This window comes from Gemmatimonadaceae bacterium, from assembly GCA_036504815.1.
Classification (GTDB): domain Bacteria; phylum Gemmatimonadota; class Gemmatimonadetes; order Gemmatimonadales; family Gemmatimonadaceae; genus PNKL01.
In genome coordinates this window covers 56,515-79,455 of sequence record DASXUN010000004.1, presented here as the reverse complement: position 1 = coordinate 79,455, position 22,941 = coordinate 56,515, and the positions used below count along the sequence as shown (strand labels likewise).

Here is a 22,941-nt window from a genome sequence, read left to right as displayed (position 1 = left end):
GGCGGCCGACATGCCTGACGTCCGCAAGCTGAGCACCCGCCAACTCGACGCGCTGCGCGAGGTCGCCAATATCGGCGCCGGCCACGCGGCCACGGCGCTGTCGCAGATGACCGACCAGACGATCATGATCAGCGTGCCCCGGCTCGCCGTCGCCGCGGTCACGGACATTCCGCACCAGGTGTCGGAGCGCGAGGAGCCCGTGGTCGCCGTGCGGATGGGAATGGCGGGCGACCTGCACGGCATCACCGTCCTCGTGATCCCGCAGGGAAGCGCGCTGCGCCTCGCCGAGATGATGGCGCATCGCCCGGCGGGGGACTTCACGACCCTCGGGGCCTTCGAGCAGTCGGCGATCAAGGAAGCGGGCAACATCCTCGGCTCGGCCTTCCTCAACGCGCTCGCCGAGTTCATGGAGATGACGCTGCTGCCGACGCCGCCGAACCTGTCGGTGGATGTCGCCGGCGCGGTGCTCACGGAGACGTCGCGTGCGTCGAACGTCAGCGCCACGATCGCCTTCGTCATCGAGACGGAGTTCTTCCTCAAGGAGCGGCAGGAGCCGCTGCACGGCTTCTACTTCATGCTGCCCGATGAGGCGTCGCTCGCCCAGATCCTCAAGGCGGTGCGGCTGGAATGAGCGCGGCGAGCCTCGCCTCCTCACGGGACCGGGATGTCCTGCGGGCGCTGTCGCGCCGCATCGACCCCTCGGATGCCGGCGCGCACAACAACCTCGGGGTGCTCTTCTACAACAAGGGGCTTCCCGAGGACGCGGTGCAGGCGTTCACGAAGGCGCTCGAGCTCGACCCCAAGATGCAGGTGGCGCAGCGCAACCTCGAGATCGCGTACTACAACACGGGATACTACGACCGCCGCGTCGCCGAGCTGAAGGAGCGCCTGCGCCTGCGCGCCGACGATCGCGATGCCCGGTGGGAGCTGGGGCGCACGTACGCCCAGCTGGGCGAAAGCGAGGAAGCGACGCGGGAGTTCGAGGAGCTGCTGCGCTACGACGAGACGGACCTGGGCGCCATCATCCAGCTGGCGCTCGCGCAGAAGGCGATGGGACGGCTCGACGAGGCGCAGCGCTGGCTGACGCGCGCGCTCGAGATGGATCCCACGAGTTCCGTCGTCGTCTTCTACCTCGGCGAGACGCTCTACAATCAGGGACTCATCGAGGAGGCGCTCATCTGCCTGCAGCGCGCCATCCAGCTGAATCCGGAGAATCCCGACGCGCACTACCTGCTCGGCTTCATCTATGGCGACATGGGGCGGCACGACGAGGCGCGGGCGGCGAGCAAGCGCGCCATCCAGCTGAACCCGGCGCTGTCGCGCGAGCAGGCCAACCTGGCGCTCGCGAAGTACCATCCGGGGGCGTACGAGGCGCTGCGCACGGCCCGTCAGACGCGCGCGACGCCGCGCATGTCCGTCGCCGAGGGTGACGGCCTGGCGCACTACAACCTGGGGCTCGCCTTCCGCCAGAAGGGGTACTTCACCGAGGCGCTGCGCGAGTACCAGATGGCGCTCGATCGCGGCGAGGACGGGCCGCTGGTGCGCCAGGCGATGGCCGAGGTGCACCTGCTGCGGCAGGATCCGGCGGCGGCGCTGGCGATCTACGACCAATTGCTCGCGGCGAACCAGACGAGCCCGAAGCTCTGGAACGAGCACGGCGTGGCGCAGCACCAGCAGGGGCGGCACGCCGAGGCGGCGGCGGATTATCGGCGCGCGCTCTCGCTGGACAGCCGGTACGCGCTGGCCTCCAACAACCTCGGCGTGGCGCTCTTTCACGCGGGCGACCGCGATGCCGCCATCGGCGCCTTTCGCACCGCCCTCGCCGCGAATCCGGGTTTCGTCAAGGCGCGGCTGAACCTCGCGCTGCTGCTCTCGCGCGCCAAGCGCGCGCAGCTGGCGCTGGAGGCGTACCGCCAGGTGCTGGTGACGGAGGGCGAGAATCCGCTGGCGTGGAACGGCGTCGGGCTGGTCCTCGCCGAGCTGCGCAAGTTCGAGGACGCGCGCAACGCCTTCGCGCGCGCCATCCAGGCGCGGCCCGACTTTGCCGAAGCGCACTACAACATGAGCTTCGCGCTGTCGAACCTGGGCGACTTCGACGGGGCGCTGCGCGAGACGCGCCGGGCGCTGGAACTTGATCCGTACTACGTGGCGCAGAAGTTCGCGCTGGCGATCGACCTCGAGTACGAGGATCCGGACCTGTCGGTCGTTCCGGACCTCGGCGGCGAGCAGCGGATGAGCGGCGAGGTGGGGGAGTTTGCCTTTGACCCGGCGCTGCTCGACACGCTGTTCAAGGAACTCGCGCCGCCGCCGGTGCCGGAGCCGGCGCTCGTGCTGGAGGCCGATCCGTACGCGATGGCCGCCGACTATCTCACCAAGGGGCTGTACGACCGTGCCACGGCCGAGATCAGCCGCGCGATGGCACGCGGCGCGGACGTCGCCGACGGGTACGCGCTGCTGGGCGACGTGCTGTACCGGCAGGGGGCGTATGGCGACGCGCTCGAGCGGTTCCGCGCGGCGCACCAGGCGCGCCCCAGCCACGTGCGCGCGCTGCGGGGCGAGGCGCAGGCGCTAATGATGCTCGGCCGCGGATCGGAGGCGCGCCTCGTGGCGGAACAGATCCTGGCGGCCGAGCCGGAGGACGTGGATGCGCTGATGCTCGCCGCGTCGGCGCGGTTCGAGGCGGGCGATCCGGCCGCGGCGCTCGAGGCGCTCGACCGCGCGCGGCGCCTCGCCCCGCAGCGCGCCGAGGTGCTGCGGTGGATCGGGAACATCGCGCGCGCCGTCGGCGACCTCGAGGGGGCGATCTCGGCCTACCGGCACGCGCTGGCGCTCGACAAGGACTTTGCCGCGGTGCGCTTTGAGCTGGCGCGCCTGCTGGTGCGCAAGTCGGCGTGGGAAGACGCCGAACGCGAACTGCTGACCGCCCTCGACGCGGTGCCGACGTACGCCGAGGCGACCCTCGAACTGGCGAGCCTCAAGCGCGTCACCGGGCGTCCGCGCGACGCGGTGGACCTGCTCGCCGACCTGCTGCAGCGCGATCCCTACAACTTCGACGCGCTCATCGCGCTCGGCGAGACGCTGCTCACGATGGGGCGCAGCGCGGATGCGCGGACGGCATTCACGCGCGTGTTGCGCTTCGACCCGACGCACGTGGGCGCCATCTTCTACGACGGCGTGCTGGCGGCCGGCGAGAAGCGCTATCGCGACGCCATCGCCGCCTGGCAGCACGTCATCGACCTCGAGCCGGCGGGTGACTTCGCGCGGCGCGCGCGCCGCGAGATGCGCACGGCGCAGGACCTGCTGCAGGTCTTCGGCCGCCGCGCGGCGGGAGCCTCCTGATGGCCATCGAAGGCCCGCTCCGCGAGCTCGGCATCCACGATGTCTTCCAGCTGCTCGACCTGAGCCGGAAGTCGGGGGTGCTGCGCGTCATGTCGCGCCTGCGCGACAACGAGGGCGTGGTGGCCTTCCACTCGGGGCGGATCGCGTACGCGTCGATCCGCAGCAATCCGCACCCGATCGGTGAGATGCTGCTCAAGGCGAACAAGATCACCGCCGAGGAGCTGGCGGCGGCGCGCGAGCGGCAGACGGCGCACGGCGACCGGCGGCGCATCGGCGAGATCCTCATCGAGCTGGACGCCATCACGGCGCGCGACGTGGAGCAGTTCGTGCGCCGCCAGGCCGAGGCGGTGGTCTTCGAGCTGATGAGCTGGCGCGAGGGGCACTTCCGCTTCGAGGAGGCGAGCGCGGACGAGCTGCCCGACAATCCCTCGGTGGCCGTGTCCACCGAGTCGGTGCTGATGGAGGCGGCGCGCCGCATCGACGAGTGGTCGCGCATCGCGGACCGCGTGCCGAGCCTGTCGGTGGTGCCGCAGTTCGCGGAGGCGGCCGAGGACCACAGCGGCCAGCTCGACCTGCTCCCGGGGGAATGGGAGGTGCTGACCATGATCGACGGTGAGCGCGACCTGCGGCGCATGGCCGTGGACCTCGCCCGCAGTGAATTCGACGTGGCCAAGATCGTCTATGGTCTGGTGAGCACCGGCGTGGTGTCGCTGCGCGAGCCCGACCGCCGTGCGCGGGCGGTGGTCCTGGACAGCGACGAGGCGGCGGAACGACAGGCGGCGGCCCGCGCGTTGGTGTTGCAGGGCCTGGCGGCGGCGGGCGGTGGCCGGCTGGACGAGGCAATGCGCGCGTGGACGCAGTACCTGGCGGCCCACGCGAATGACAAGGACGGTCCGGCAGTGCGCGAGGCGGTGGTGGCGGCAGAACAGCTGCGGCGGTCCCTGGAGGTGCTGCGTGGGGAATGACGACATCCGATCGCTGAGCGAAGCGCTGGCCGCCGATCCGGCGAGCCTGGCCTTCGTGCCGCTCGGCGAGGCGCTGCGCCGTCGCGGCGACCTCGATGTCGCCCTGCGCGTCGCGCTGCGCGGCGCCGAGCGGCACGCCGGACGCGCCGACGCGCACGACCTCGTGGCGCGCATCGCGGTGGACCGCGGCGACCTCGAGCGCGCGATCCACGAATGGGAGATCGTGCTGCGCCTCGAACCCGCCAATGCCGGGGCGCGCAAGGGACTCGGCTTCATCTGTTTCCAGCTGGGACGCCTCGAGGAGGCGGCCGCGAATCTGGGCGCCGCTCTCGCCATCAACCCCGACGACGGCTCGCTCGCCGCCGCGCTGCAGACGGTGCAGACCGAGCTGGCCGAGCGCGCGTCGGTCGCGAGCAGGGGCGGGGCGGCGCGTCCGACTATCGGATTGCCCGCGGAACTGCGCCACCCCGAGGCGGACGCGGGCGCGATCTTCGACGACCTCCTCGAGGGCCAGCGCAGCGCCGCCATGCTGCTGGACGCCGACGGCCTCGTGCTGGCGGGACGCTACGTCTCGGCCGACGGACGCGACCTCGCGGCGATCATCGGCGCGCAGCTGTCGGGCGTGAGCGACGAAGCCGGCCGCGCGATGCGGCACCTCGGCCTCGGCGCGTGGACGCAGATCGTGTTCGAGACCGAGGCGGCCTCGGTGGCGATGGCGCCCAGCCATGACGGCGTGCTGCTCGTGGCTGCCGCCCGGCCGATTCCGCTTGGCTTCGTGCGGCGCGTGCTGGAGCGCGCGCTGCAGCGCGCCGCCGACTGGCTGGAGTGGACGCGATGACGTCGGTCTTCGCCCACGTCACCGAGTCACTCATCCGGCACCGCGGCGTGCTGGGGGCGATGGTCGTCGGCCTCGACGACGGGCTCATCGTGGAGTCCACGCTGCAGGTCGGCGTGAACGGCAACGCCTTCGCGGCGCTCACCGCGTCGCTGTACCGCAAGGCGCGCCGATCGGCGGCGGCGGCCGGGTTCGGCGCCACGGGCTTCCTCGAGCTGTCGGCGGAGCAGGGACGGGTGTGCACGGCGGGCGGACAGGAACTCGTCCTCGTGGTCGTCTGCGAAGCGCGGGTGAACGTGGGGATGCTCCGCGTGGAGCTGCTGCGCGCGGCGGAGCAGCTGCCATGAGATTCTCCGTCGTCGCCAGCTGGGTGGAGACACCCCTCAAGCAATTCGTGGACGACGCCCGCGTCGAGATCGCCGTGCTGATGCACCCGAGCGGGCAGGTGCTCGGGCAGTACGGCTTCGCGCGCTCGGTGGACGTGATGACGGCGTGCGCGCTCGCCTCGGCCATTCATGCGTCATCGTCCGAGCTCGGCCGCCAGCTGGAGGGAAAGCCGTTCTCGGCGCTGCACTACATGGGGCGCGACCGGCAGATCTTCCTCGGCGTCATTCCGACGCCGGCGGGGGCGCTGCTCCTGCTCGCCGTCTTCGATCGCGAGAGCTCGCTGGGACTCGTGCAGCTGTTCCTCGAGGAATTCCGCGCCCGGGTTGCCGCCTCCGCGCCGGCGGCGACGCCGGTCGAGAGCGCGCCGGCGATGGCGGAGAACTTCGAACGTGACCTCAACCGCAACCTCGCCCAGCTGTTCGGGCGGGCGTAGTCCCATGTCTCCAGCCGCCACCCAGATCCGATGAGCCTGGTCAACTACGCCACGCGCGAGATCACCTGCAAGATCGTCTACTACGGTCCGGGACGCTCCGGAAAGACGACCAACCTGCATTACATTTACGGCCAGGTGCCGTCCGACCGCAAAGGGAAGATGGTGTCGCTCGCCACGCAGACGGATCGGACGCTGTTCTTCGACTTCCTCCCGCTCGACCTTGGCACCATCTCCGGGTTCACGACGCGTTTCCAGCTCTACACGGTGCCCGGGCAGGTCTACTACCAGACGACGCGCAAGCTCGTGCTGCAGGGTGCCGACGGGGTCGTCTTCGTGGCCGACAGCCAGTCGCGGCAGCTCGACGAGAACATCGAGAGCCTGCAGGACCTGCATGCGAACCTCGCCGAGCACGGCGTCGACGCGCGCGCCATCCCGCTGGTGCTCCAGTACAACAAGCGCGACCTTCCTGCGGAGCTGCTGCTGCCCGTGACGACCCTCGAGGATGCGCTGAACTTCCGCGGGGTCCCGTCGTTCGAGGCGGATGCGCTGCACGGGGCGGGCGTCTTCGAGACGCTGCGGTCGATTTCCGAACTCGTGCTGCGCCGGCTGGGCGCGTCGAAGGGGTGATCCGTTGACCGAGCTGCGCGACTCGTTTGACCGTTTTGTCGTCGGGGCGAACAATCGCCTCGCCGCGGCGGCCGCGCGCGCGGTGGCGGAATCGCCGGGCTCGACGTACAACCCGCTCTTCATCTACGGCGCGCACGGACTGGGGAAGTCGCACCTCCTGGGGGCCGTGGCCGAACTGGCGGCACAGCTGTGGCCGGAGCTCGACATCCGGCGTGACGACGGCGCGCACTTCGTCGCCGGGCATGCGGCGTCGCTCGCCTCGGGGTCGGCCGAGGATTACGTGACGTCGTTCGGCCGGGCGGGCATGCTGCTCCTCGACGACGTGCACGCGCTCGAAGGGCACCCGTCGGCCCAGCTGGCGCTGGCCGGCATCATCGACGCGCTCGTGCGCGCGGGCCGTCAGGTGGTGCTCGCCGCCGACCGCCTGCCCACCGGCATCGCCGAGGTGGAGGAGGCGCTGGCGACCACGCTCTCGCAGGGACTGCTGGTGGACGTGTCGGCCCCCGACTACGAGACGCGCGCCGCCATTCTCCAGCGCATGGCCCGCGAGGCGGGGCTGGAACTCACCGCGGATGTGGTTCAGGACCTCGCCGCGCGCGAGTACCGCGACATCGACGAACTGCGCGCCGCGCTGGCGCCCATCGCCGCGCGGCAGCAGAAGCCGGCGCCACGGCTCGACGCGGGCGAGTTCGAGAGCTTCCTTGGCGACATCCAGGTGGTGGTGCAGCAGCACGTGGAGTCATGGCGCGGCCGCCTGAAGGAGGCCATCGCCTACTGGCAGGCGGAAGGGTTCCGCACGGCCGTCCTGTCGCGCGCGCTCGACCTGCCGCGCGCCCCGGATGTGGCCGGGCTGACCGCCACCTTCACCGCGGCCGTCGAGCACCTGCGCAACCTCGAGCGCCAGGCCCGCCAGGTCGATCCGTCGCTCGTCGGGCACGCGGTCTTCCGCGACCCGGAGCGCATGGCGGAGGCGGAGGATCTCGTCGAGCGCGCGCTGCGCGGCGAATCGCCCGCCAAGGGACCGAGCCCCGCCTTCGCGCGCGAGCTGTTCGAAGTGGGCGCGTCGAACCAGCTGGCGGTGCATGCCGCCGATGCGGTCGTGGCGGAGCCGGCGCATCGCTACAATCCGCTCGTCATGTACGGCCCGAGCGGCGTCGGCAAGACCCACCTCGCCAACGCGATCGGCAACGCGCTGCAGCAGCGACGGGGCGGGCACGGCGTCGCCTGCGTGAACGCGCAGCAGCTGGTGGACGAGCTCATCGAGGCGGTGCACCGCGGCGACGTGGACCGCTGGCGCGCGCGGTATCGCGGGGCCAGCGCGCTGATCGTCGACGACATCCAGTTCCTCGGCGGCAAGGAGCGCACGCAGGAGGAGTTCTTCGGCATCTTCAACACGATGATCGAGCACGGGCGCCAGGTGGTGCTCACGAGCGACCGCGTGCCGGCCGACATCACCGACCTCGAGGCGCGGCTGCGGTCGCGGTTCGAGGGCGGGCTGGTGGTCCCCATCCAGTCGCCCGATCGCGCGCTGCGCGAGCGGCTGTACGCGCGCTTCCTGGCCGATGCCGGGCGCGCCGCCGACGAGGGCGTGCTCCGCGTGCTGGGCGAGCACCCGGTGCAGAGCGTCCGCGAGATCATCGGCGTGGTCACGCGGCTGGGCGCCGCCTCGGATGTGCACGGCGCGGCGCTCTCGGTGGCGTTCGTGCAGACGGAGCTCGGCGTGGCCGCCCCGCCGGCGCGCGCCCCGCGCGTCTCGGGGGCGGTGACGGCGTCGAATCCGTTCCTCGACCAGGAGAAGATCATCTTCGAGTGGCCCGACGCGGGCGCGCGGCTCATCGAGGAGATGCGCTGATGGCCATCCGCGGCAGCCTCAAGGAAGCGAGCCTTCCCGACGTCCTGCAGCTGCTCTCCATGGGCAAGAAGACCGGCTGCCTGTCGGTGACGCATCGCAGCAACTTCGGCTCGATCTATTTCGACAAGGGCAAGATCTCGTACGCCTCCATCGTGAACCGTCGCGACCGCCTGGGCGACATCCTGATGAAGAGCGGCGTGATCACGCAGGAACAGCTCGAGGCCGGCATCGCCGCGCAGGCGCACGAGCGCGACAAGCGGCTGGGCGAGATCCTCGTCGGCCTCCGCATCATCACGCGCGACGACCTGCACCGGCAGATTCGCCTGCAGATCGAGGAGGCCGTCTACTTCCTGTTCACGTGGACGCAGGGGACGTTCAACTTCGAGGCGGACATCCGCCCCGAGGAGCAGGACTTCCTCGTCTCCATCAATCCCGAGTCGCTGCTGCTCGAAGGGGCGCGGCGCGTGGACGAGTGGAGCCTGATCGAGAAGAAGATCCCGGGCTTCGACATCGTCTTCGAGATCGACCGCAAGCGCCTCGCCGACAGCGGCGTCGCGCTCACCGCGGAGCAGGAGATGGTCGTGCCGCTCATCGACGGGCGCCGCGACGTGGCCACGCTCGTGGACGAGACGGGGATGGTGGAGTTCGAGGTGGGCAAGGCGCTGTACGGCCTGGTGACCGCGGGCTTCCTGCATCGCGTCGGCAAGACGACGAAGGCCGCCGACAGCGGCGCCCCCGACGCGCGCGTGGAGGAGCACCGCAATCTCGGCATCGCCTTCTACAAGGCGGGGATGCTCGACGAGAGCGTGCGTGAGTTCCGGCGCGTCCTCGAGCTGCGCGCCACCGACGTGCCGGCGCGCTTCCACCTCGGCCTCGTGCACGTGCGGCAGGGGAGATTCGCCGAGGCGGTGACCGAGTACCAAGAAGTGGCGTCGTCGCGCTCGGCGCGGCCGGCCGTCTTCCACAACCTGGCGCTGGCGCTGGAGCAGCTGGGCCGATGGGACGAGGCGCGGCAGGCGCTGGAAGAGGCGGTGAAGCGCGGCGGGGCGTCCGACCCGCGCATCCTCATGGGCCTCGGCATCCTGCACCTGCGCGCCGGCAACGCCACGGCGGCCGACGCGGCGCTCATGGAGGCGCGGCCGCTCTTCACGACCAAGGCGCCGCCCGCCGTCTGGTTCCACTACGCCGCGCTCGCCGCGGCCATCGGTGGCCATCTCGACAAGGCCATCTCGCTGCTGAGCGATGGCACGCAGACGCATCCGCACTCGGCGACGCTGTTCAACAATCTCGCGGTCGCGCTCGAGGCGAAGGGGCGCGCGGACGAGGCAAAGGTGGCCGCGGACAACGGCGTGCACGAGGATGCCGGCCTGCCGCAGCTGCACAAGAACCTGGGCGACCTCGCCTACCGCGGCGGGCAGCTCGACGACGCGCTCGAGGCCTATCAGCGCGCCGTGAAGTTCAGCGACCGGCTGGGGCCCGATGTCTGGCGCAAGCTCGGGAATATCCGGTTGAAGCGGGACGAGAAGGACGAGGCCATCCGGTGCTGGGAGACGGCGTTGTCGCTGGACCCGACGGATTCGCGCCTCCAGGCGAACATCGAGACGGTACGGGGGCAGATGTGACGGCTCCGAACTTGAAGGAACTGGCCGCGCAGTTCGCGGCCATCGAACAGCGGCTGGACGCCGGCCTCGGCGCCGACGAGCGCGACGCCACGCGCAAGGAGATCATCGGCCTGTTCCGCACGCTGGAGCAGGAGATCACCGACCTGCACGAGCTCGTGGCCGCGATGACCACGCTCAAGGACGACGTGAAGCGGCTGGTGGACAAGTTCAAGGCCCAGCAGGCCGATGCGGCGACCAATCATCCCGAGTTCACGGCGGAGAAGCCGGTGGTGCACGCCGACCACATTGGCGCCTCGACGTTCATCGAGAAGGGATGGAGCCGCCTGTCGCTCGGCGACTACGAAGCCGCGGAGACCGCGCTGCAGCGCGCGCTGGAACTCTCGCCCAACGACCCGCAGAGCGAAGCGCTGCTGGGCTGGGCGCAGATGCTGCAGGAGAAGTACGACGAAGCGCTGATGAACTTCCAGAGGGTGCTGATGCGCCAGCCGTCCAATGCGCTCGCGCGCATCAACGTCGGCTACATCTGCCTCAAGAAGCGCATCTTCGGCGAGGCGATCGAGCACCTGTCGAAGGCCATTCGCCTCGACAACGACAAGAAGGCGACGCTGTACGCGCACTTCTACCTCGGGCTCGTCTACCTGGAGCGCGAGATGTACGAGGACGCGCAGACCTTCTTCCGCAAGACGCTGGCGCTCGGGCCGAACCTGATCGAGGCCTACTACGAGTTGGGGCGCGCCCACTGGTTCAATGGCGAGCCGGACGAGGCGAAGCAGGCATGGAACACCGGCCACACGACCAACAAGTTCAACCCGTGGGGCAAGCGCTGCGCCGAGGTGCTGCAGACGGTGGAGGCGGGCGGGGAACCGCCACGCCTGCCGTGAACAGGCGGTGCGCGGCGCTCGCGCGGTGCACGCGCGGCGCCCGCCGGGCCGTGCTCGCGGTTGCGCTCGGCGGCTTCGGGTGGGTGGCCGGCACCGGCGCACTGCGCGCGCAAGGAACAAGCGACGCGCTGCAGCGCCTGGATCGCGGCCGGTTCACCGTCCACTACGCGCCCACCGATGCGCGGCTGGCGGCTTCGCTCGCCGAGTCGGCGGTGGCCCGCGACACCTTCCCCGGCCTTCCGCGCCCGCTGGTTCGGGTGGAGATCTGGGTGGCGCCGAACGACGCCGAGTTCCAGCGCTGGGTGGGGGACGGCGCGCCGGAGTGGGGCAATGCGTTCGCCTTCCCGCACGAGCGGCGCGTGGTGCTGCACGGGCACCGCGGCGGCAAGGGAGGCGACGCGCTGGAGGTGCTGCGGCACGAACTGGCGCACCTCGCGCTGCACGAGGCGCTGGGCGACATGCCGCCGCGCTGGTTCGACGAGGGATACGCGTCGTATGCCGCCGGCGAGTGGGGGCGGGACGACGTGCTGGCGACGAACTTCGCGCTCGCCATCGCGTTTGGACGGCTGCCGACACTCCCGGCGCTGGATTCGAGCTTCTACGGTGGCGCCACGGCGGCGCAGGCGGCGTATGCCTTTTCGTATCGGGCCGTCGCGGAGCTGGCCGCACTCGACCGCACGCGCGGCCTGACGCTCTTCTTCGAGTACTGGCGCCGGGACCGGTCGCTGGAGATGGCCATGCGGCAGGCGTTCGGGCTGACGGTCGGCGGCTTCGAGGATTACTGGCAGAAGGCGACGCGTCGCCGGTATGGCGGGCTGGCGTTGGTGACCGACGTGAGCCTCGGCGCCGTGCTGGTGGTGCTGATGGTCGGACCGCTCTGGCTCATTCGCCGGCGCCGCGACAGGCGCCGGCTCGATGCGATGCGCATCGCGGACGCGGCGCAGGCGGAGCGCGAGCGGGCGAGCGCGCTGGCCGCCCTCCTCGGGGAGGAGGGGGACCGACGGCCGGATTAGGATTCGATTACATCGAAGGCGACTTGGTGACATTCCTTGACACCATCGCCCAACTGGAATAACCTCAATCGCTTATGGCGAATGCACAGGACCGGCGGGTATCGGGGGCCGTGTGGTGGTGGGGGGCGGCGGTTGTGACGCTCGTTCTCGGCTACGCCGACCTCGCACGTGGGGGAGCGACCGTGGCCCCTATCCTGCTTGTGCTGGGCTACTGCGTGCTGGTGCCGCGGGCGATTCTCGCGAGGTAGCGCAAGGCACAGGCGGGGTGCTCCGGGCGAATAGCTCAGTTGGTTAGAGCACCTGCCTTACACGCAGGGAGTCGGGGGTTCGAGTCCCTCTTCGCCCACTGTTAATTGGACGGCCCTGTCGGATCGTTAGGCGGCCGTGGCGGGTAGAAGGATACAACGTTCGGAGGAGATGACTGTGAAGGCTCGGCTTGGCATCGTCCGTTCGATGGTTGCGGCGACCGTCCTGTTCGTTGGCGTCACCCCGGTGGCGCAGGCGCAGGCCACGCGTACGCCGAACCCGAATGCCCCCCGGCTCGTCGTCGGGACGTTCCGGAGCAACGACAAGAAGCTCTCGGTACAGACGTCCGAGGAACTGCGCAGCCGTCTGGGCGCGGATATCCCGTTCCGTGCGCTCACGGTCATCTCGTCGGCCGACTACAAGCAGGTCGTCGAGCAGTCTGGCTATCCCTACGACGAAGCGCTGTCGTCGGGCGACCTGGCCAGTCTCGCGAAGCTGCTGCGCACCGACGAGTTCCTGGAAGGGACCGTCGAGAAGACCGCCACCGGCTTTGTGCTCCATGCCAAGCTGGTGCTGACGCGCGACGGCGACCTCTCGCAGCCGCTGCCGCCCGCCGAGGGCGACAAGCTGACGCGCGCCGCCTCTGTGCTCTCGAAGAGCCTGCAGGATGCGCGCAAGCAGCTCGAGTTCGAGAAGAAGTGCAACATGCTGGGTCGCGACGGCAAGGCCAACGACGCGATCGCGGCGGCGCACGCCGGCATCGCGGCCTATCCGCAGGCGACGCTGGCGCGCCTCTGCGAGCTGCAGGTGCGCGTGGGCTTCAAGCACGCTCCCGACTCGGTCATCCAGATCGCGCAGGAGATCCTCAAGATCGATCCGAAGAGCAAGGTTGCGCTGACCAACGCGGCGCAGGCGTACAAGGACAAGGGCGACCAGGACAAGTCCACCGAGATGCTGGTGGCCCTGCTCGCGACCGATCCGGGCAACACGCGCCTGCTGGACGACGTGGTCAACGCGCTCGCGGCGGCCGGCAAGTACGAGATGGCCAAGCCGATCATCGCGCAGGCCATCAAGGACAATCCGGGCGATGTGCGCCTGATGAAGGTGGGATTCCTCATCTATCTCGCGACCAAGGACGTGGCCAACGGCACGGCGCTGGGCGAGGAGATGGTGAAGATCGACACCTCGGCGGCGGACACGACCTTCTTCACCAAGATGATCGGCGCCTACGAGGGCGACAGCGCCTACGCGAAGGCGGCCGAGATGGCGGCGCGCGGCGTCGCGAAGTTCCCGACCAACACCACGCTGCTCTCGGCGCTGGGGCAGGAGCAGCTCAAGACCGGCCAGCAGCAGCAGGCGATCATGACCTTCCGGAAGATCCTCACGATCGACCCGAAGGCGCCGTCGATCCGCATGCTCATCGCGCGCACGTTCGACGAGATGAAGATGGCGGACAGCGCGCTCGCGTCTCTGCGAGAGGCAACGGCCGCCGGCGAAGACGGCCAGTCCGTGGGCGGCTACGCCCTGAGCATCGGCAACCGCCTCTTCAAGGTGGGCCAGGATGCGCTGAACAAGGCGCAGCAGAGCAAGACGTCCGAGGACTATGCTGCGGCGATCGTAGCCAACAAGTCGGTGGTCCCGTGGGTGTCGTTCGCCGATGAAGTGCTGCCCGCTGGGGAACGCAAGAGCCAGGCGAAGTTCCTCCTGGGCGTCGCGACCTTCCAGATCTCGGTCGCCGCAGTGAGCGACGCGCCGAAGACGAAGTCGTGCGAGCTCGCGAAGCTGGCGCAGGACAACATCTCGGTGGCGCAGGTGAACCTGCCGGCGGGCGGTCGTTTCGCGCCGCAGGCCGTGGCGCAGCTGATGCCGGTCGTCCCGCAGATCATGACGGGCGCCGAGTCGATGGTGAAGGCGTACTGCGGCGGGGCCTCGGCCAAGCCGTAAGTCTCGTCCTCTGCTGATGAGCGGGCGGCCCAGGCGGGCCGCCCGCCCTGCTTTCGGGGTATGAGCCTCGCGCGCATGCGTGCGCCAGTGCGCGGGCGCGCCCGCGCGCGAGGCCAGCGCCCCGTTTCCGACGGGTCGGGTGTATCGTCTATAGTTGGCCCCAGTCCAATCGTCATTGTGACCACGCGCTACGATTCCGCCTACCACGCGCCGGTGCTGGTCGAGGAGATCCTCGCCCTGTTCGCGGGGGCGTCGCATGCCCTCGACTGCACGCTCGGCGGGGGCGGCCATGCCGCGGCCCTGCTCGACGCCGGCATGGACGTCACGGGCATCGACCGCGACCGGACGGCGATTGCCGAGGCGTCGCGGCGACTGCAGCCGGCCATCACCGACGGGCGGTTCCATGCGGTGCGCGGCAACTACGCCGACGTCGACGCGCTGCTTCCCGATACGGCGCGGTTCGACGCGATCCTGCTCGACCTGGGTGTGTCATCACACCAGATCGACGACGATGCGCGCGGGTTCTCGTTCCGCGAGGGGGCGCCGCTTGGTGGGGCGATGGATTGGCGCGGGGGCGGAGAGATGGCGGATGGCGGATGGCCGATGGCCGACGGCGGCGGGGAGACGGAAGACGGCTCTCCCGTCTCCCGTCTCCCGTCGCCCGTCAGCCGTTCCTCCTGGCACTCCGCCGCGGATTTCCTCAACTACGCCGAGCATGCGGATCTCGCGGACGCCTTCAAGGACTACGGCGACGAACCGAAGGGGCGGCGGTTGGCGGACGAGGTGGTGCGGCGACGCGAGCGGCGCCCGTTCGCGGTGAGCGACGACTTCGTGGGCGCGATTCGCGCCGTCCTTGGTCCGCGCAGCGGTCCGGGCGACTTTGCCCGCCTGTTTCAGGCGGTGCGCATCGCGGTGAACGACGAACTCGCGGGGCTGGAGCGCGCCCTACCGGCGCTGCGTGACCGACTCACGCCGCGGGGCGTCCTCGCAGTGATTGCGTATCACTCGGGGGAGGACCGGCGCGTGAAGCTGGCCTTCCGTGAGTGGGCGTCGTCGTGCGTCTGTCCGCCGAAGCAACCGTTCTGCACCTGTCGAGGCCGCCCCTTGGGCACGCTGCTCACCCGCAAGCCGATCACCGCGACCGACGCGGAAGTGGCGCACAACGTGCGCGCCCGCAGCGCGCACCTGCGCGCCTTCCGGCGGGACGACTGACATGCGCGGACGCACGGTCGTCTTCCTCTCGCTCGCCGGCTTCGTGGTGCTCGCCACCGGCGTGATCTGGCGGCGCAGTCTCGGCGTGACGCGCGCCCGGTCCATCGAGCAGTTCGAGACGCGGCGCGCGGCGCTCGCCGCGCAGCGCGCCAAGCTCGACGGCGACATCCGGACCGCCGTCAGCATGGAGCACCTCGGGCGTGTCGCCGAAGAGCGCCTGCACATGCGGATCCCCGGCGACAGCCTGGTGGTCACCCTGCGCCGTTCGCCCCGTGTCGCTGTTCGCTGACCGCCCGCGCCTGATCCACGTCGCGCTCGCGCTCTTCGCGCTGGCGGTCATCGGCCGCGCGGCCAAGGTGCAGCTGCTCGACGCCGACCGGTGGCGGGCCCGGGCGCGGGACCAGCAGGTGGCGGATGCGCCGCTCCCCGCGCCGCGCGGCGCCATTCGCGATGCGAGCGGTGACGTGCTGGTGGAGAGCCGCGAGATGGTGCGCCTGCGCGTGGCGCCGCGCGAGGTGCGCGATCGGGCCCAGCTGGGCAAGCTGATGCGCCGCGCGGGCGTCGCGCCCGAATGGGTGGCGCGCGCCACCGACTCGACCCTCAAGTGGGTGGAAGTCCCGGGCCTCTTCCTTCCCACCGATGTGGCGATGATCACCGCCACGCGCGGCGTGCATCCGGAGCCGGTGCTGAACCGGGTCCTCCCCCCGTCGGAGGGGCTGCGCCGCATCATCGGCCGCACGGCTGACGGTGGCGTGCCGGTGGATGGCGTCGAACTCGCGCTCGACGCGCTGCTGCGCGGGGAGAAAGGGACGGCGGCACTGCTCAAGGACAGCAAGGGGCGCCGTTTCGCATCACCGTCCGAAGACGGCGCCGCCGCGCGCCCCGGGCACACCGTGACGCTCACCATCAATGCGGGACTGCAGGACATCGCCGAGCGCGCGCTGACCGACGCGGTGCAGGCGCAGGGGGCGGCCGGCGGCGACATCGTGGTGCTCGACGCCCAGACGGGCGAAGTGCGCGCCCTCGCGAGCCGTCGCACCGACCCGCGCTCGACGGCGGCGACGGCGCTCACCGAGCCGTACGAGCCCGGGTCGACGCTGAAGCCGTTCGTGGCCGCGTGGCTGCTCGATCACCGGCGGGCGCGCGTGGACGAAGTGGTGGACGGCCACAACGGCAAGTGGGACCTGAACGGCCGCCTCATCGAGGATGACCACAAGGCGGCGTCGTTCACCTTTGCCGACGTGATGCGCTTCTCGAGCAACATCGGCATCATCCAGTTCGCGCAGCGGCTGTCGCCGCGCGAGCAGTACGAGCTGATGCGTGACGCGGGCTTCGGCGCGCCGACGGGGATGACGTATCCTTCGGAGTCGCCGGGCCGGCTGGCGCCGCCCAGTCAGTGGTCGCAGCAGACGCCGGCGTCGCTGGCGATGGGCTACGAGTTGCTCGTGACGCCGCTGCAGCTTGCGGCTGCGTACGCGGCGATCGCCAATGGCGGCGAGCTGCTACAGCCGGCACTGGTGCGCGAGGTGCGCGCCCCCGATGGCCGGGTGGTGTACCGGCACGAGCGGCGCGTGGTGCGCCGAGTGATGACCGCGGCGACGGCGCGGACCATGCGCACCCTGCTCAAGGGCGTGACGGAGAGCGGCACCGCCGCCGGCGCGTCGCTGGCGACGTTCGAGGTCGCAGGGAAGACGGGAACGGCCAAGGTTGCGCGCAACCGGCACTACGTGTCGGGCGAGTACATGGCGAGCTTCGTGGGAATGTTTCCTGCCGATGAACCGCAGATCGTGATTCTCGTGAAGCTCGACAGCCCCCGGAAATCGATCTACGGCGGCAAGGCCGCCGCGCCCGTGAGCAAGACGGTGCTGCAGGCGGCCATCGCGGCCCGCGATGCGGCGCTCGACCGGCGCGGCCTGGCAAGTGCGCCGCAGCGCGTTGCGGCCGCGCCGCCCAGCGATGAACCGGTGCGCGATGCGGCGGAGGCGACGGTGGTGGTGAGCGAGAGCGCGGGGAGCGTGCCCTACGAAGTGTCGCTGGAGCAGGTGTCGCGCCCCTCGCGCGTGGTGGCCGGGCCGCGCGCGGTGCCGCAGGTGCAGGGGCTCTCGCGCCGCGCGGCGGCGCGCGCGCTGCATCGTGCCGGATTTCGCGTGGCCTTCGCGCACGGCGCGGCATTCGCGCAGTGGCCGGCGGCGGGGACGGTGGCCCCCTCGGGTTCGCGCGTGACGGTCACGGTGGCGCCATGAGCCGCAACGTCTCGGCGGCGCAGATCGCGAAGGCGCTCGAGGACGCCGGCCTGCTCGCCGGGCAGCAGGGCGAGCTGCCGGACCGCATTCCCGGCATCACGGATGACTCGCGCGCGGTGGTGCGCGGCGGCGCCTTCGTGGCGGTGCGCGGCACGCAGCGCGACGGGCACGCCTTCCTCGGCACCGCGCGAGAGGCGGGCGCGGCGCTCGCGATCGTCGAGGATGCGCAGGCGACGACGCTGCCGGCGCTGGTGGTGCACGACGCGCGTCGCGCGGCGGCCGTGGCGGCCGCGGTCTACTACGGCGACCCGGCGTCCTTCCTGCGGCTGTTCGGCGTCACGGGAACCAACGGCAAGACCACGACGGTGGGCATGCTGCGGCACCTGCTCGATGCACCCGGCGCGCGCGCCGCGAGCATCGGCACGCTGGGGGTGCTGGTGGGGAGCGCGGGTGATCCGCTCCCCGGCGGCGGCGGACTGACGACGCCCGGTCCCATCGAACTGCAGCGACTCCTGCGCGCGCTGGTCGACGCCGGCGTCCGTGCGGTGGCGATGGAAGCGTCGTCGCACGCGCTGGACCAGGGGCGCATCGAGGGCCTGCGCTTCGCCGCGGCCGTCTTCACCAACCTGACCCGCGATCATCTCGACTATCATCGCACCTTCGAGGCGTACTTCTGGGCGAAGGCGATGCTCGTGGGCTACCTGACCGCGGACGGCGTGCTGGTGTCCAACGCGGACGATGCCGCGTGGAACGACCTGCCGGACGCGCCGCGCCGTGTCACGTTCGGCGTCACCGACGCCGGCGCCGACGTGCGCGCCGAGCAGGTGACCTTTCATCCGCGCGGCAGCCGCTGGCAGTTGGTGCGGGGCGACGCGCGCGCCGCGGTGGCGCTGCCGCTCATCGGCGACTTCAACGTGGCGAACGCGCTGGGGGCGGCCGCCGCCGCGCTGGCCGTGGGGCTCGACGTGCCGACCGTCGCGGCGCGGCTCTCGACGCTGCCGCAGGTGCCGGGGCGCCTCGAGATTCTCAGCGAGCATCCCACCGTGCTGCGTGACTACGCGCACACGCCCGACGCGCTCGAGCGCGCGCTGACGGCGCTGCGTCCGTTCACGCCGGGGCGCCTCATCGCCATGTTCGGCTGCGGCGGCGACCGCGACAAGGGGAAGCGCCCGATGATGGCGAAGGTGGCGCACCGGCTGGCCGACGCCGTGGTGGTGACGAGCGACAATCCGCGCACGGAAGATCCCGAGCGCATCCTCGATGACATCTGCGCGGCGCTGCCGCCCGGCAGTTACGAGCGCATCGAGGATCGCCGCACCGCGATCGCCACGGCCATCGCGATGGCCGATCCGGCGCGCGACGTGGTGGTGCTGGCCGGCAAGGGGCACGAGACCTACCAGATTCGCGGGACGACGTCGTATCCCTTCGACGAAGCGGCCATCGTGCGTGGCCTGCTCGGGGCGGAGTAGCGCATGCCGCACAACTTCTGGACCCTGTCACGCGTGGCGCAGGCGCTCGGCCAGCCGCCGTACTTCGGCACCGACCGTGAACTGCACGCGGTGGCCACCGACACGCGCACGCTGCAGCCCGGGGACCTGTTTGTCGCGCTCGCCGGCGAACGATTCGATGCGCACGACTTCCTGCCGGCGGCGGTGCAGGAGGGCGCGGCCGCCGTGGTTGTTCACGACGCGGCGCGTGCCGCGGGGCTGGGCGTTCCCGTTTTCGCGGTGGATGACACGCTGCACGCGCTCGGCGCCCTGGGATGCTTTTACCGGGCTGCGTGGCCGATCCCGGTCGTGGCCGTGGGCGGATCGAACGGCAAGACGTCCACCAAGGAACTGCTCAAGGCCGCACTCGGCGCGCGATTCACCGTGCACGCGACGACGGGGAATCTCAATAATCAGGTGGGGACGCCGCTGACGCTGCTGTCGCTGCCGCCGGGCGCGGACTGCGCGGTGATTGAAGTCGGGACGAACATGCCCGGCGAGATCGCGCTGCTGCGCGCCATCGTCGCGCCCGACGTGGCGGTGGTGACCTGCGTGCAGGAGGAGCATCTCGAGGGCTTCGGCGACCTGGCCGGCGTGCTCGCCGAAGAGGCCGCGCTGTTCGATGACGTCGCGCTCGCCGTGGTGCCGGTGAATGAAGCCGGGTTGATCGAGGAAGCGCGCCGCCGGGCGCGCCAGGTGATCACGGCCGGAGTCGATGCCGGCGACGTGCACGCCACCGCCTACGGACTCCATGCCGATGGCACCGGGTGGCTCGAGGTGGACGGGGAGCGCGTCGAGGTGCCGCTGCGCGGCGTACACAACCTGCGCAACGCGATGCTCGCCGTCGCCGTCGCCCGCACGTTCGGCATCGCCGCGGCGGAGGTGGCCCGCGGCGTCGCGGCGATGCCGCAGCCGTCGATGCGTTCGGCAGTGGAATCGCTGGGACGGGCGCTGCTGATCAACGACGCGTACAACGCCAACCCCGGCTCGATGCGGGCCGCGATCGAACTCCTTGCAGCGGTCGGCGCCGGCCGGCAGCGTGTGGCGGTGCTGGGCACCATGCGCGAGTTGGGACCCGCCGCGCCGCAACTGCACCGGGAGATCGCGCGCGCCGCGCTCGCCAGCGGCGCCGACGTGGTGGCCGGCATCGGGGACTTCCAGCTTGCACTCGAGTCCGAAGGGGCGGGGGACAGTCGTGTCGTCACCGGCGGTGACGTCGACGACCTGTGGCCCGTCCTCCAGCAGAGACTGCAGCCGAACGCCGCGATCCTGCTCAAGGCCTCGCGCGGCGTCCGGCTGGAGCGATTGCTTCCCCATCTCCAGTCCTGGGCTGCGCCCACCGCCTGATGCTCTACGAGCTGCTCTACCCTCTGCGCGACCACATCGGACCGCTGAACATCTTCCGGTACATCTCCGTCCGCGCGGCGGGGGCGGCGGTCACGGCGCTGCTGGTGTCGTTCATCTTCGGGCCGATGATCATCGGCCGCCTGAAGCACATGGCGCTGCACCAGGTGGTGCGCGAGGGGACGCCCGATTCGCACGCGGAGAAGGGGACGACGCCCACGATGGGCGGGCTGATCATCCTCACCGCGACGCTCATCCCGACGCTGCTCTGGATGCGCCTGAACAACAAGTACGTGTGGATCGCCCTGATCGTCACGCTGTGGATGGGCGGCATCGGCTTCCTCGACGACTACCTGAAGCTCAAGCAGAAGCGCGAGGGGAGGGAGAACACGGGGCTCGTCGAGCGCTGGAAGCTCGCCGGTCAGGTGACCATCGGGCTCCTGCTCGGGATGTACCTGTGGCAGTTCCCGATCAGCAGCCTCCCGGGCGCGTCCACCACGCTGCCGTTCTACAAGTACCTCCTCATCGTCCCGACCTTCGGGCTCCTGTATGTCGCGTTCGTCACCTTCGTGATGACGGGAACCAGCAACGCGGTCAACCTGACGGACGGCCTTGATGGCCTTGCGTCGGGCCTGATGGCGATTGCGATGGCGACGCTGGCCATTTTCGCGTACGTGATGGGGCGCTACGACACCAGCCAGGCGCTGCTCGTCTTCTACCTGCGCGGCTCGGGGGAACTGACCGTCTTCTGCTCGGCGGTCTTCGGCGCCTGCGTGGGCTTCCTCTGGTACAACTGCTTCCCGGCGAAGGTCTTCATGGGCGACACCGGGTCGCTGGCGCTGGGCGGCGCGCTGAGCGCCGTCGCGATCCTGCTCAAGAGCGAGTTCCTGGTGCTCATCATCGGTGGCGTGTTCGTCGCCGAGACGACCTCGGTGATCCTCCAGCGCTCGGTCTTCAAGTGGCGCAAGCGCCGCTACGGCGTGGAGTACGCGCGGGCCAATCGCGTCTTCCGGCGCGCGCCCATCCATCACCACTTCGAACTCTCGGGCTGGCCGGAGACGCAGGTGGTGGTGCGTTTCTGGATCCTGGGCATCCTGTGCGCCTTCTTGGCGCTGAGCACGCTCAAGCTCCGGTGATCGACGCGGCGCTGCGGCGCGGCGAGATCGCCGTCATCGGGCTGGGCCGCAGCGGACTGGCTGCCGCCCGGCTCCTCGCGCGCGAAGGGGGGCGCGTCTACGCCTCCGATGCGGGGCACGCCGCCGCGGTGGCGCAGGCCGCCGCGGCGCTGCGGGCGGAAGGGCTCGCCGCCGAGCATGGCGCGCACGACATGGCGCGCATCCGCGCCGCGTCGCTGGTGGTGGCGAGCCCCGGTGTGTCGCCCGAGGCGCCGCCGCTCGCGGCCGCGCGGGAAGCCGGCGTGCAGGTGGTGGGCGAAATGGAAGTCGCGCTTCACGCGCTGCGCGGCGTGCCGTACATCGCGATCACGGGAACCAACGGCAAGAGCACGGTGACCGCGCTGGTGGCGCACCTGCTCGCCGCGCTGGGGCACCGGGCGGTGGCCGCGGGCAACATCGGCCGGGCGCTCAGCGACGTCGCGCTGTCGGGCGATCGCCCCGAGTGGATTGCGCTGGAAGTCTCGTCGTTCCAGCTGCACGACACGCCGAGTCTGCGCCCCACGGTGGGGGTGCTCACGAACCTCAGTCCCGACCACCTCGACCGGTATCCGTCGGTCGAGGCGTATTACGCCGACAAGGCGCTGCTGTACCGCAATGCGGCGCCCGACTCGCGGTGGGTGGTGAACGCCGATGATCCGCTGGCGCGCGCGCTCGCCAGCAGCGTGGCCGGACGGCAATGGGCGTTCTCGCGACGCGACGCGTCGGCGACGGCGCACTGCGATGCCGAACGGGACGCGCTCATCGTGCTGGGCGCGCCGCTCGTGACGCGCGCAGAACTCCCGTTGCTCGGATGGCACAACGTCGAGAACACGCTGGCCGCCCTGCTGGCGGTGCTTGTGGCCGATCCGGCGCACCAGGCGGAGTCGTCGCGCGGCACGCTGGCCGCGGCGGTGCGGGGGTTCCGCGGCCTTCCGCACCGGCTCGAACTGGTGGCCGACGTGAACGGCGTGCGGTGGATCAACGACTCGAAGGCGACCAATGTGTCGTCGGCGCGCGTGGCGATCGAGGCCATGGACCGGCCGACGGTGGTCCTGCTGGGCGGGAAGCACAAGGGCGAGCCCTACACGTCGCTGCTCGAGCCGCTGCGGGCGCACGCCAAGCTGGTGATTGCCTACGGGGCGGCCGAGCCGCTCGTCGTCGACGACCTGCAGGGGCACGTGCCCCTCGAGCGCGGCGGATCGTCCTTTGAGTACGTCATGCAACGCGCGCGCGCGGCGGCCTCGCCGGGCGACGCGGTGTTGCTCGCCCCTGCCTGTTCGAGCTTCGACATGTTCACCAACTACGAGGCGCGCGGCGACACCTTCCGCCAGCTGGCGCAGGCGCTCGCGTGAGCGCG

At 70.8% G+C, this 22,941-nt stretch carries 19 protein-coding genes and 1 tRNA gene; all 20 read left to right on the top strand.

Annotated features, from left to right (window positions below):
- The first annotated feature begins 10 nt into the window (after nt 1–10).
- The 20 genes from VGJ96_02010 to murD all read left to right on the top strand — a co-directional run bounded on the left by VGJ96_02010 (nt 11) and on the right by murD (nt 22,936).
- Entirely contained in the window at nt 11–631 is a 621-nt protein-coding gene (locus VGJ96_02010) for a chemotaxis protein CheC (protein ID HEY3285876.1), read from the top strand.
- Nucleotides 628–3,339 carry a tetratricopeptide repeat protein gene (locus VGJ96_02005; GenBank protein ID HEY3285875.1) on the top strand — a complete coding sequence of 904 codons (2,712 nt, stop codon included), beginning with the start codon at nt 628–630 and terminating at the stop codon, nt 3,337–3,339. Before VGJ96_02010 ends, VGJ96_02005 begins: the two co-directional genes overlap by 4 nt.
- Nucleotides 3,339–4,304, top strand: a complete 966-nt coding sequence (locus VGJ96_02000) for a DUF4388 domain-containing protein (GenBank protein HEY3285874.1) — start codon at nt 3,339–3,341, stop codon at nt 4,302–4,304. Before VGJ96_02005 ends, VGJ96_02000 begins: the two co-directional genes overlap by 1 nt.
- Nucleotides 4,294–5,142, top strand: a complete 849-nt coding sequence (locus tag VGJ96_01995) for a tetratricopeptide repeat protein (GenBank protein HEY3285873.1) — start codon at nt 4,294–4,296, stop codon at nt 5,140–5,142. The genes VGJ96_02000 and VGJ96_01995 overlap by 11 nt, the downstream gene beginning before the upstream one ends.
- Complete coding sequence (locus tag VGJ96_01990; GenBank protein HEY3285872.1) at nt 5,139–5,486, top strand: roadblock/LC7 domain-containing protein; 348 nt, start codon at nt 5,139–5,141, stop codon at nt 5,484–5,486. Before VGJ96_01995 ends, VGJ96_01990 begins: the two co-directional genes overlap by 4 nt.
- Complete coding sequence (locus tag VGJ96_01985) at nt 5,483–5,959, top strand: hypothetical protein (protein HEY3285871.1); 477 nt, start codon at nt 5,483–5,485, stop codon at nt 5,957–5,959. The genes VGJ96_01990 and VGJ96_01985 overlap by 4 nt, the downstream gene beginning before the upstream one ends.
- 30 nt (nt 5,960–5,989) lie before the next feature.
- On the top strand, nt 5,990–6,586 hold the full coding sequence (locus VGJ96_01980; GenBank protein HEY3285870.1) for a GTPase domain-containing protein: 597 nt from the start codon (nt 5,990–5,992) through the stop codon (nt 6,584–6,586).
- A gap of 4 nt (nt 6,587–6,590) precedes the next feature.
- Nucleotides 6,591–8,438 (top strand): DnaA/Hda family protein, encoded by a 1,848-nt coding sequence (locus tag VGJ96_01975; protein HEY3285869.1) that lies wholly within the window; start codon nt 6,591–6,593, stop codon nt 8,436–8,438.
- Nucleotides 8,438–10,060, top strand: a complete 1,623-nt coding sequence (locus VGJ96_01970; GenBank protein ID HEY3285868.1) for a DUF4388 domain-containing protein — start codon at nt 8,438–8,440, stop codon at nt 10,058–10,060. Before VGJ96_01975 ends, VGJ96_01970 begins: the two co-directional genes overlap by 1 nt.
- Nucleotides 10,057–10,941 (top strand): tetratricopeptide repeat protein, encoded by an 885-nt coding sequence (locus tag VGJ96_01965; protein HEY3285867.1) that lies wholly within the window; start codon nt 10,057–10,059, stop codon nt 10,939–10,941. The genes VGJ96_01970 and VGJ96_01965 overlap by 4 nt, the downstream gene beginning before the upstream one ends.
- Complete coding sequence (locus VGJ96_01960; GenBank protein HEY3285866.1) at nt 10,938–11,954, top strand: hypothetical protein; 1,017 nt, start codon at nt 10,938–10,940, stop codon at nt 11,952–11,954. The genes VGJ96_01965 and VGJ96_01960 overlap by 4 nt, the downstream gene beginning before the upstream one ends.
- A 272-nt stretch (nt 11,955–12,226) precedes the next feature.
- Nucleotides 12,227–12,300 (top strand) — tRNA-Val (locus VGJ96_01955).
- 77 nt (nt 12,301–12,377) lie between these two features.
- Nucleotides 12,378–14,144, top strand: coding sequence for a hypothetical protein (locus VGJ96_01950; GenBank protein ID HEY3285865.1), 1,767 nt, complete (start codon nt 12,378–12,380; stop codon nt 14,142–14,144).
- A 177-nt stretch (nt 14,145–14,321) separates the two neighbouring features.
- Nucleotides 14,322–15,356, top strand: coding sequence for a 16S rRNA (cytosine(1402)-N(4))-methyltransferase (mraW, locus tag VGJ96_01945; GenBank protein HEY3285864.1), 1,035 nt, complete (start codon nt 14,322–14,324; stop codon nt 15,354–15,356).
- A gap of 1 nt (nt 15,357) precedes the next feature.
- Nucleotides 15,358–15,645 (top strand): hypothetical protein, encoded by a 288-nt coding sequence (locus VGJ96_01940; protein ID HEY3285863.1) that lies wholly within the window; start codon nt 15,358–15,360, stop codon nt 15,643–15,645.
- Nucleotides 15,629–17,599 carry a penicillin-binding protein 2 gene (locus VGJ96_01935; GenBank protein ID HEY3285862.1) on the top strand — a complete coding sequence of 657 codons (1,971 nt, stop codon included), beginning with the start codon at nt 15,629–15,631 and terminating at the stop codon, nt 17,597–17,599. Before VGJ96_01940 ends, VGJ96_01935 begins: the two co-directional genes overlap by 17 nt.
- Complete coding sequence (locus VGJ96_01930; protein ID HEY3285861.1) at nt 17,596–19,068, top strand: UDP-N-acetylmuramoyl-L-alanyl-D-glutamate--2,6-diaminopimelate ligase; 1,473 nt, start codon at nt 17,596–17,598, stop codon at nt 19,066–19,068. The genes VGJ96_01935 and VGJ96_01930 overlap by 4 nt, the downstream gene beginning before the upstream one ends.
- A 3-nt stretch (nt 19,069–19,071) precedes the next feature.
- The gene (gene murF / locus VGJ96_01925; protein ID HEY3285860.1) at nt 19,072–20,433 is read left to right on the top strand and encodes a UDP-N-acetylmuramoyl-tripeptide--D-alanyl-D-alanine ligase; all 1,362 of its coding nucleotides are present in this window, start codon (nt 19,072–19,074) and stop codon (nt 20,431–20,433) included.
- A complete protein-coding gene (mraY, locus tag VGJ96_01920) occupies nt 20,433–21,566 on the top strand; it encodes a phospho-N-acetylmuramoyl-pentapeptide-transferase (GenBank protein ID HEY3285859.1) in 1,134 nt (377 codons plus the stop codon). The genes murF and mraY overlap by 1 nt, the downstream gene beginning before the upstream one ends.
- Nucleotides 21,563–22,936, top strand: coding sequence for a UDP-N-acetylmuramoyl-L-alanine--D-glutamate ligase (gene murD, locus VGJ96_01915; GenBank protein HEY3285858.1), 1,374 nt, complete (start codon nt 21,563–21,565; stop codon nt 22,934–22,936). The genes mraY and murD overlap by 4 nt, the downstream gene beginning before the upstream one ends.
- Nucleotides 22,937–22,941 lie beyond the last annotated feature (5 nt).

Excerpts from the sequence above, each read along its gene's own strand:
- VGJ96_01980 (HEY3285870.1), top strand. The coding sequence starts at position 5,990 with ATGAGCCTGGTCAACTACGCCACGCGCGAGATCACCTGCAAGATCGTC.
- VGJ96_01940 (HEY3285863.1), top strand. The coding sequence starts at position 15,358 with ATGCGCGGACGCACGGTCGTCTTCCTCTCGCTCGCCGGCTTCGTGGTG.
- VGJ96_02005 (HEY3285875.1), top strand. The coding sequence starts at position 628 with ATGAGCGCGGCGAGCCTCGCCTCCTCACGGGACCGGGATGTCCTGCGG.
- VGJ96_01930 (HEY3285861.1), top strand. The coding sequence starts at position 17,596 with ATGAGCCGCAACGTCTCGGCGGCGCAGATCGCGAAGGCGCTCGAGGAC.
- VGJ96_01985 (HEY3285871.1), top strand. The coding sequence starts at position 5,483 with ATGAGATTCTCCGTCGTCGCCAGCTGGGTGGAGACACCCCTCAAGCAA.
- murF (HEY3285860.1), top strand. The coding sequence starts at position 19,072 with ATGCCGCACAACTTCTGGACCCTGTCACGCGTGGCGCAGGCGCTCGGC.
- VGJ96_02000 (HEY3285874.1), top strand. The coding sequence starts at position 3,339 with ATGGCCATCGAAGGCCCGCTCCGCGAGCTCGGCATCCACGATGTCTTC.
- VGJ96_01970 (HEY3285868.1), top strand. The coding sequence starts at position 8,438 with ATGGCCATCCGCGGCAGCCTCAAGGAAGCGAGCCTTCCCGACGTCCTG.
- mraY (HEY3285859.1), top strand. The coding sequence starts at position 20,433 with ATGCTCTACGAGCTGCTCTACCCTCTGCGCGACCACATCGGACCGCTG.
- VGJ96_02010 (HEY3285876.1), top strand. The coding sequence starts at position 11 with ATGCCTGACGTCCGCAAGCTGAGCACCCGCCAACTCGACGCGCTGCGC.
- VGJ96_01990 (HEY3285872.1), top strand. The coding sequence starts at position 5,139 with ATGACGTCGGTCTTCGCCCACGTCACCGAGTCACTCATCCGGCACCGC.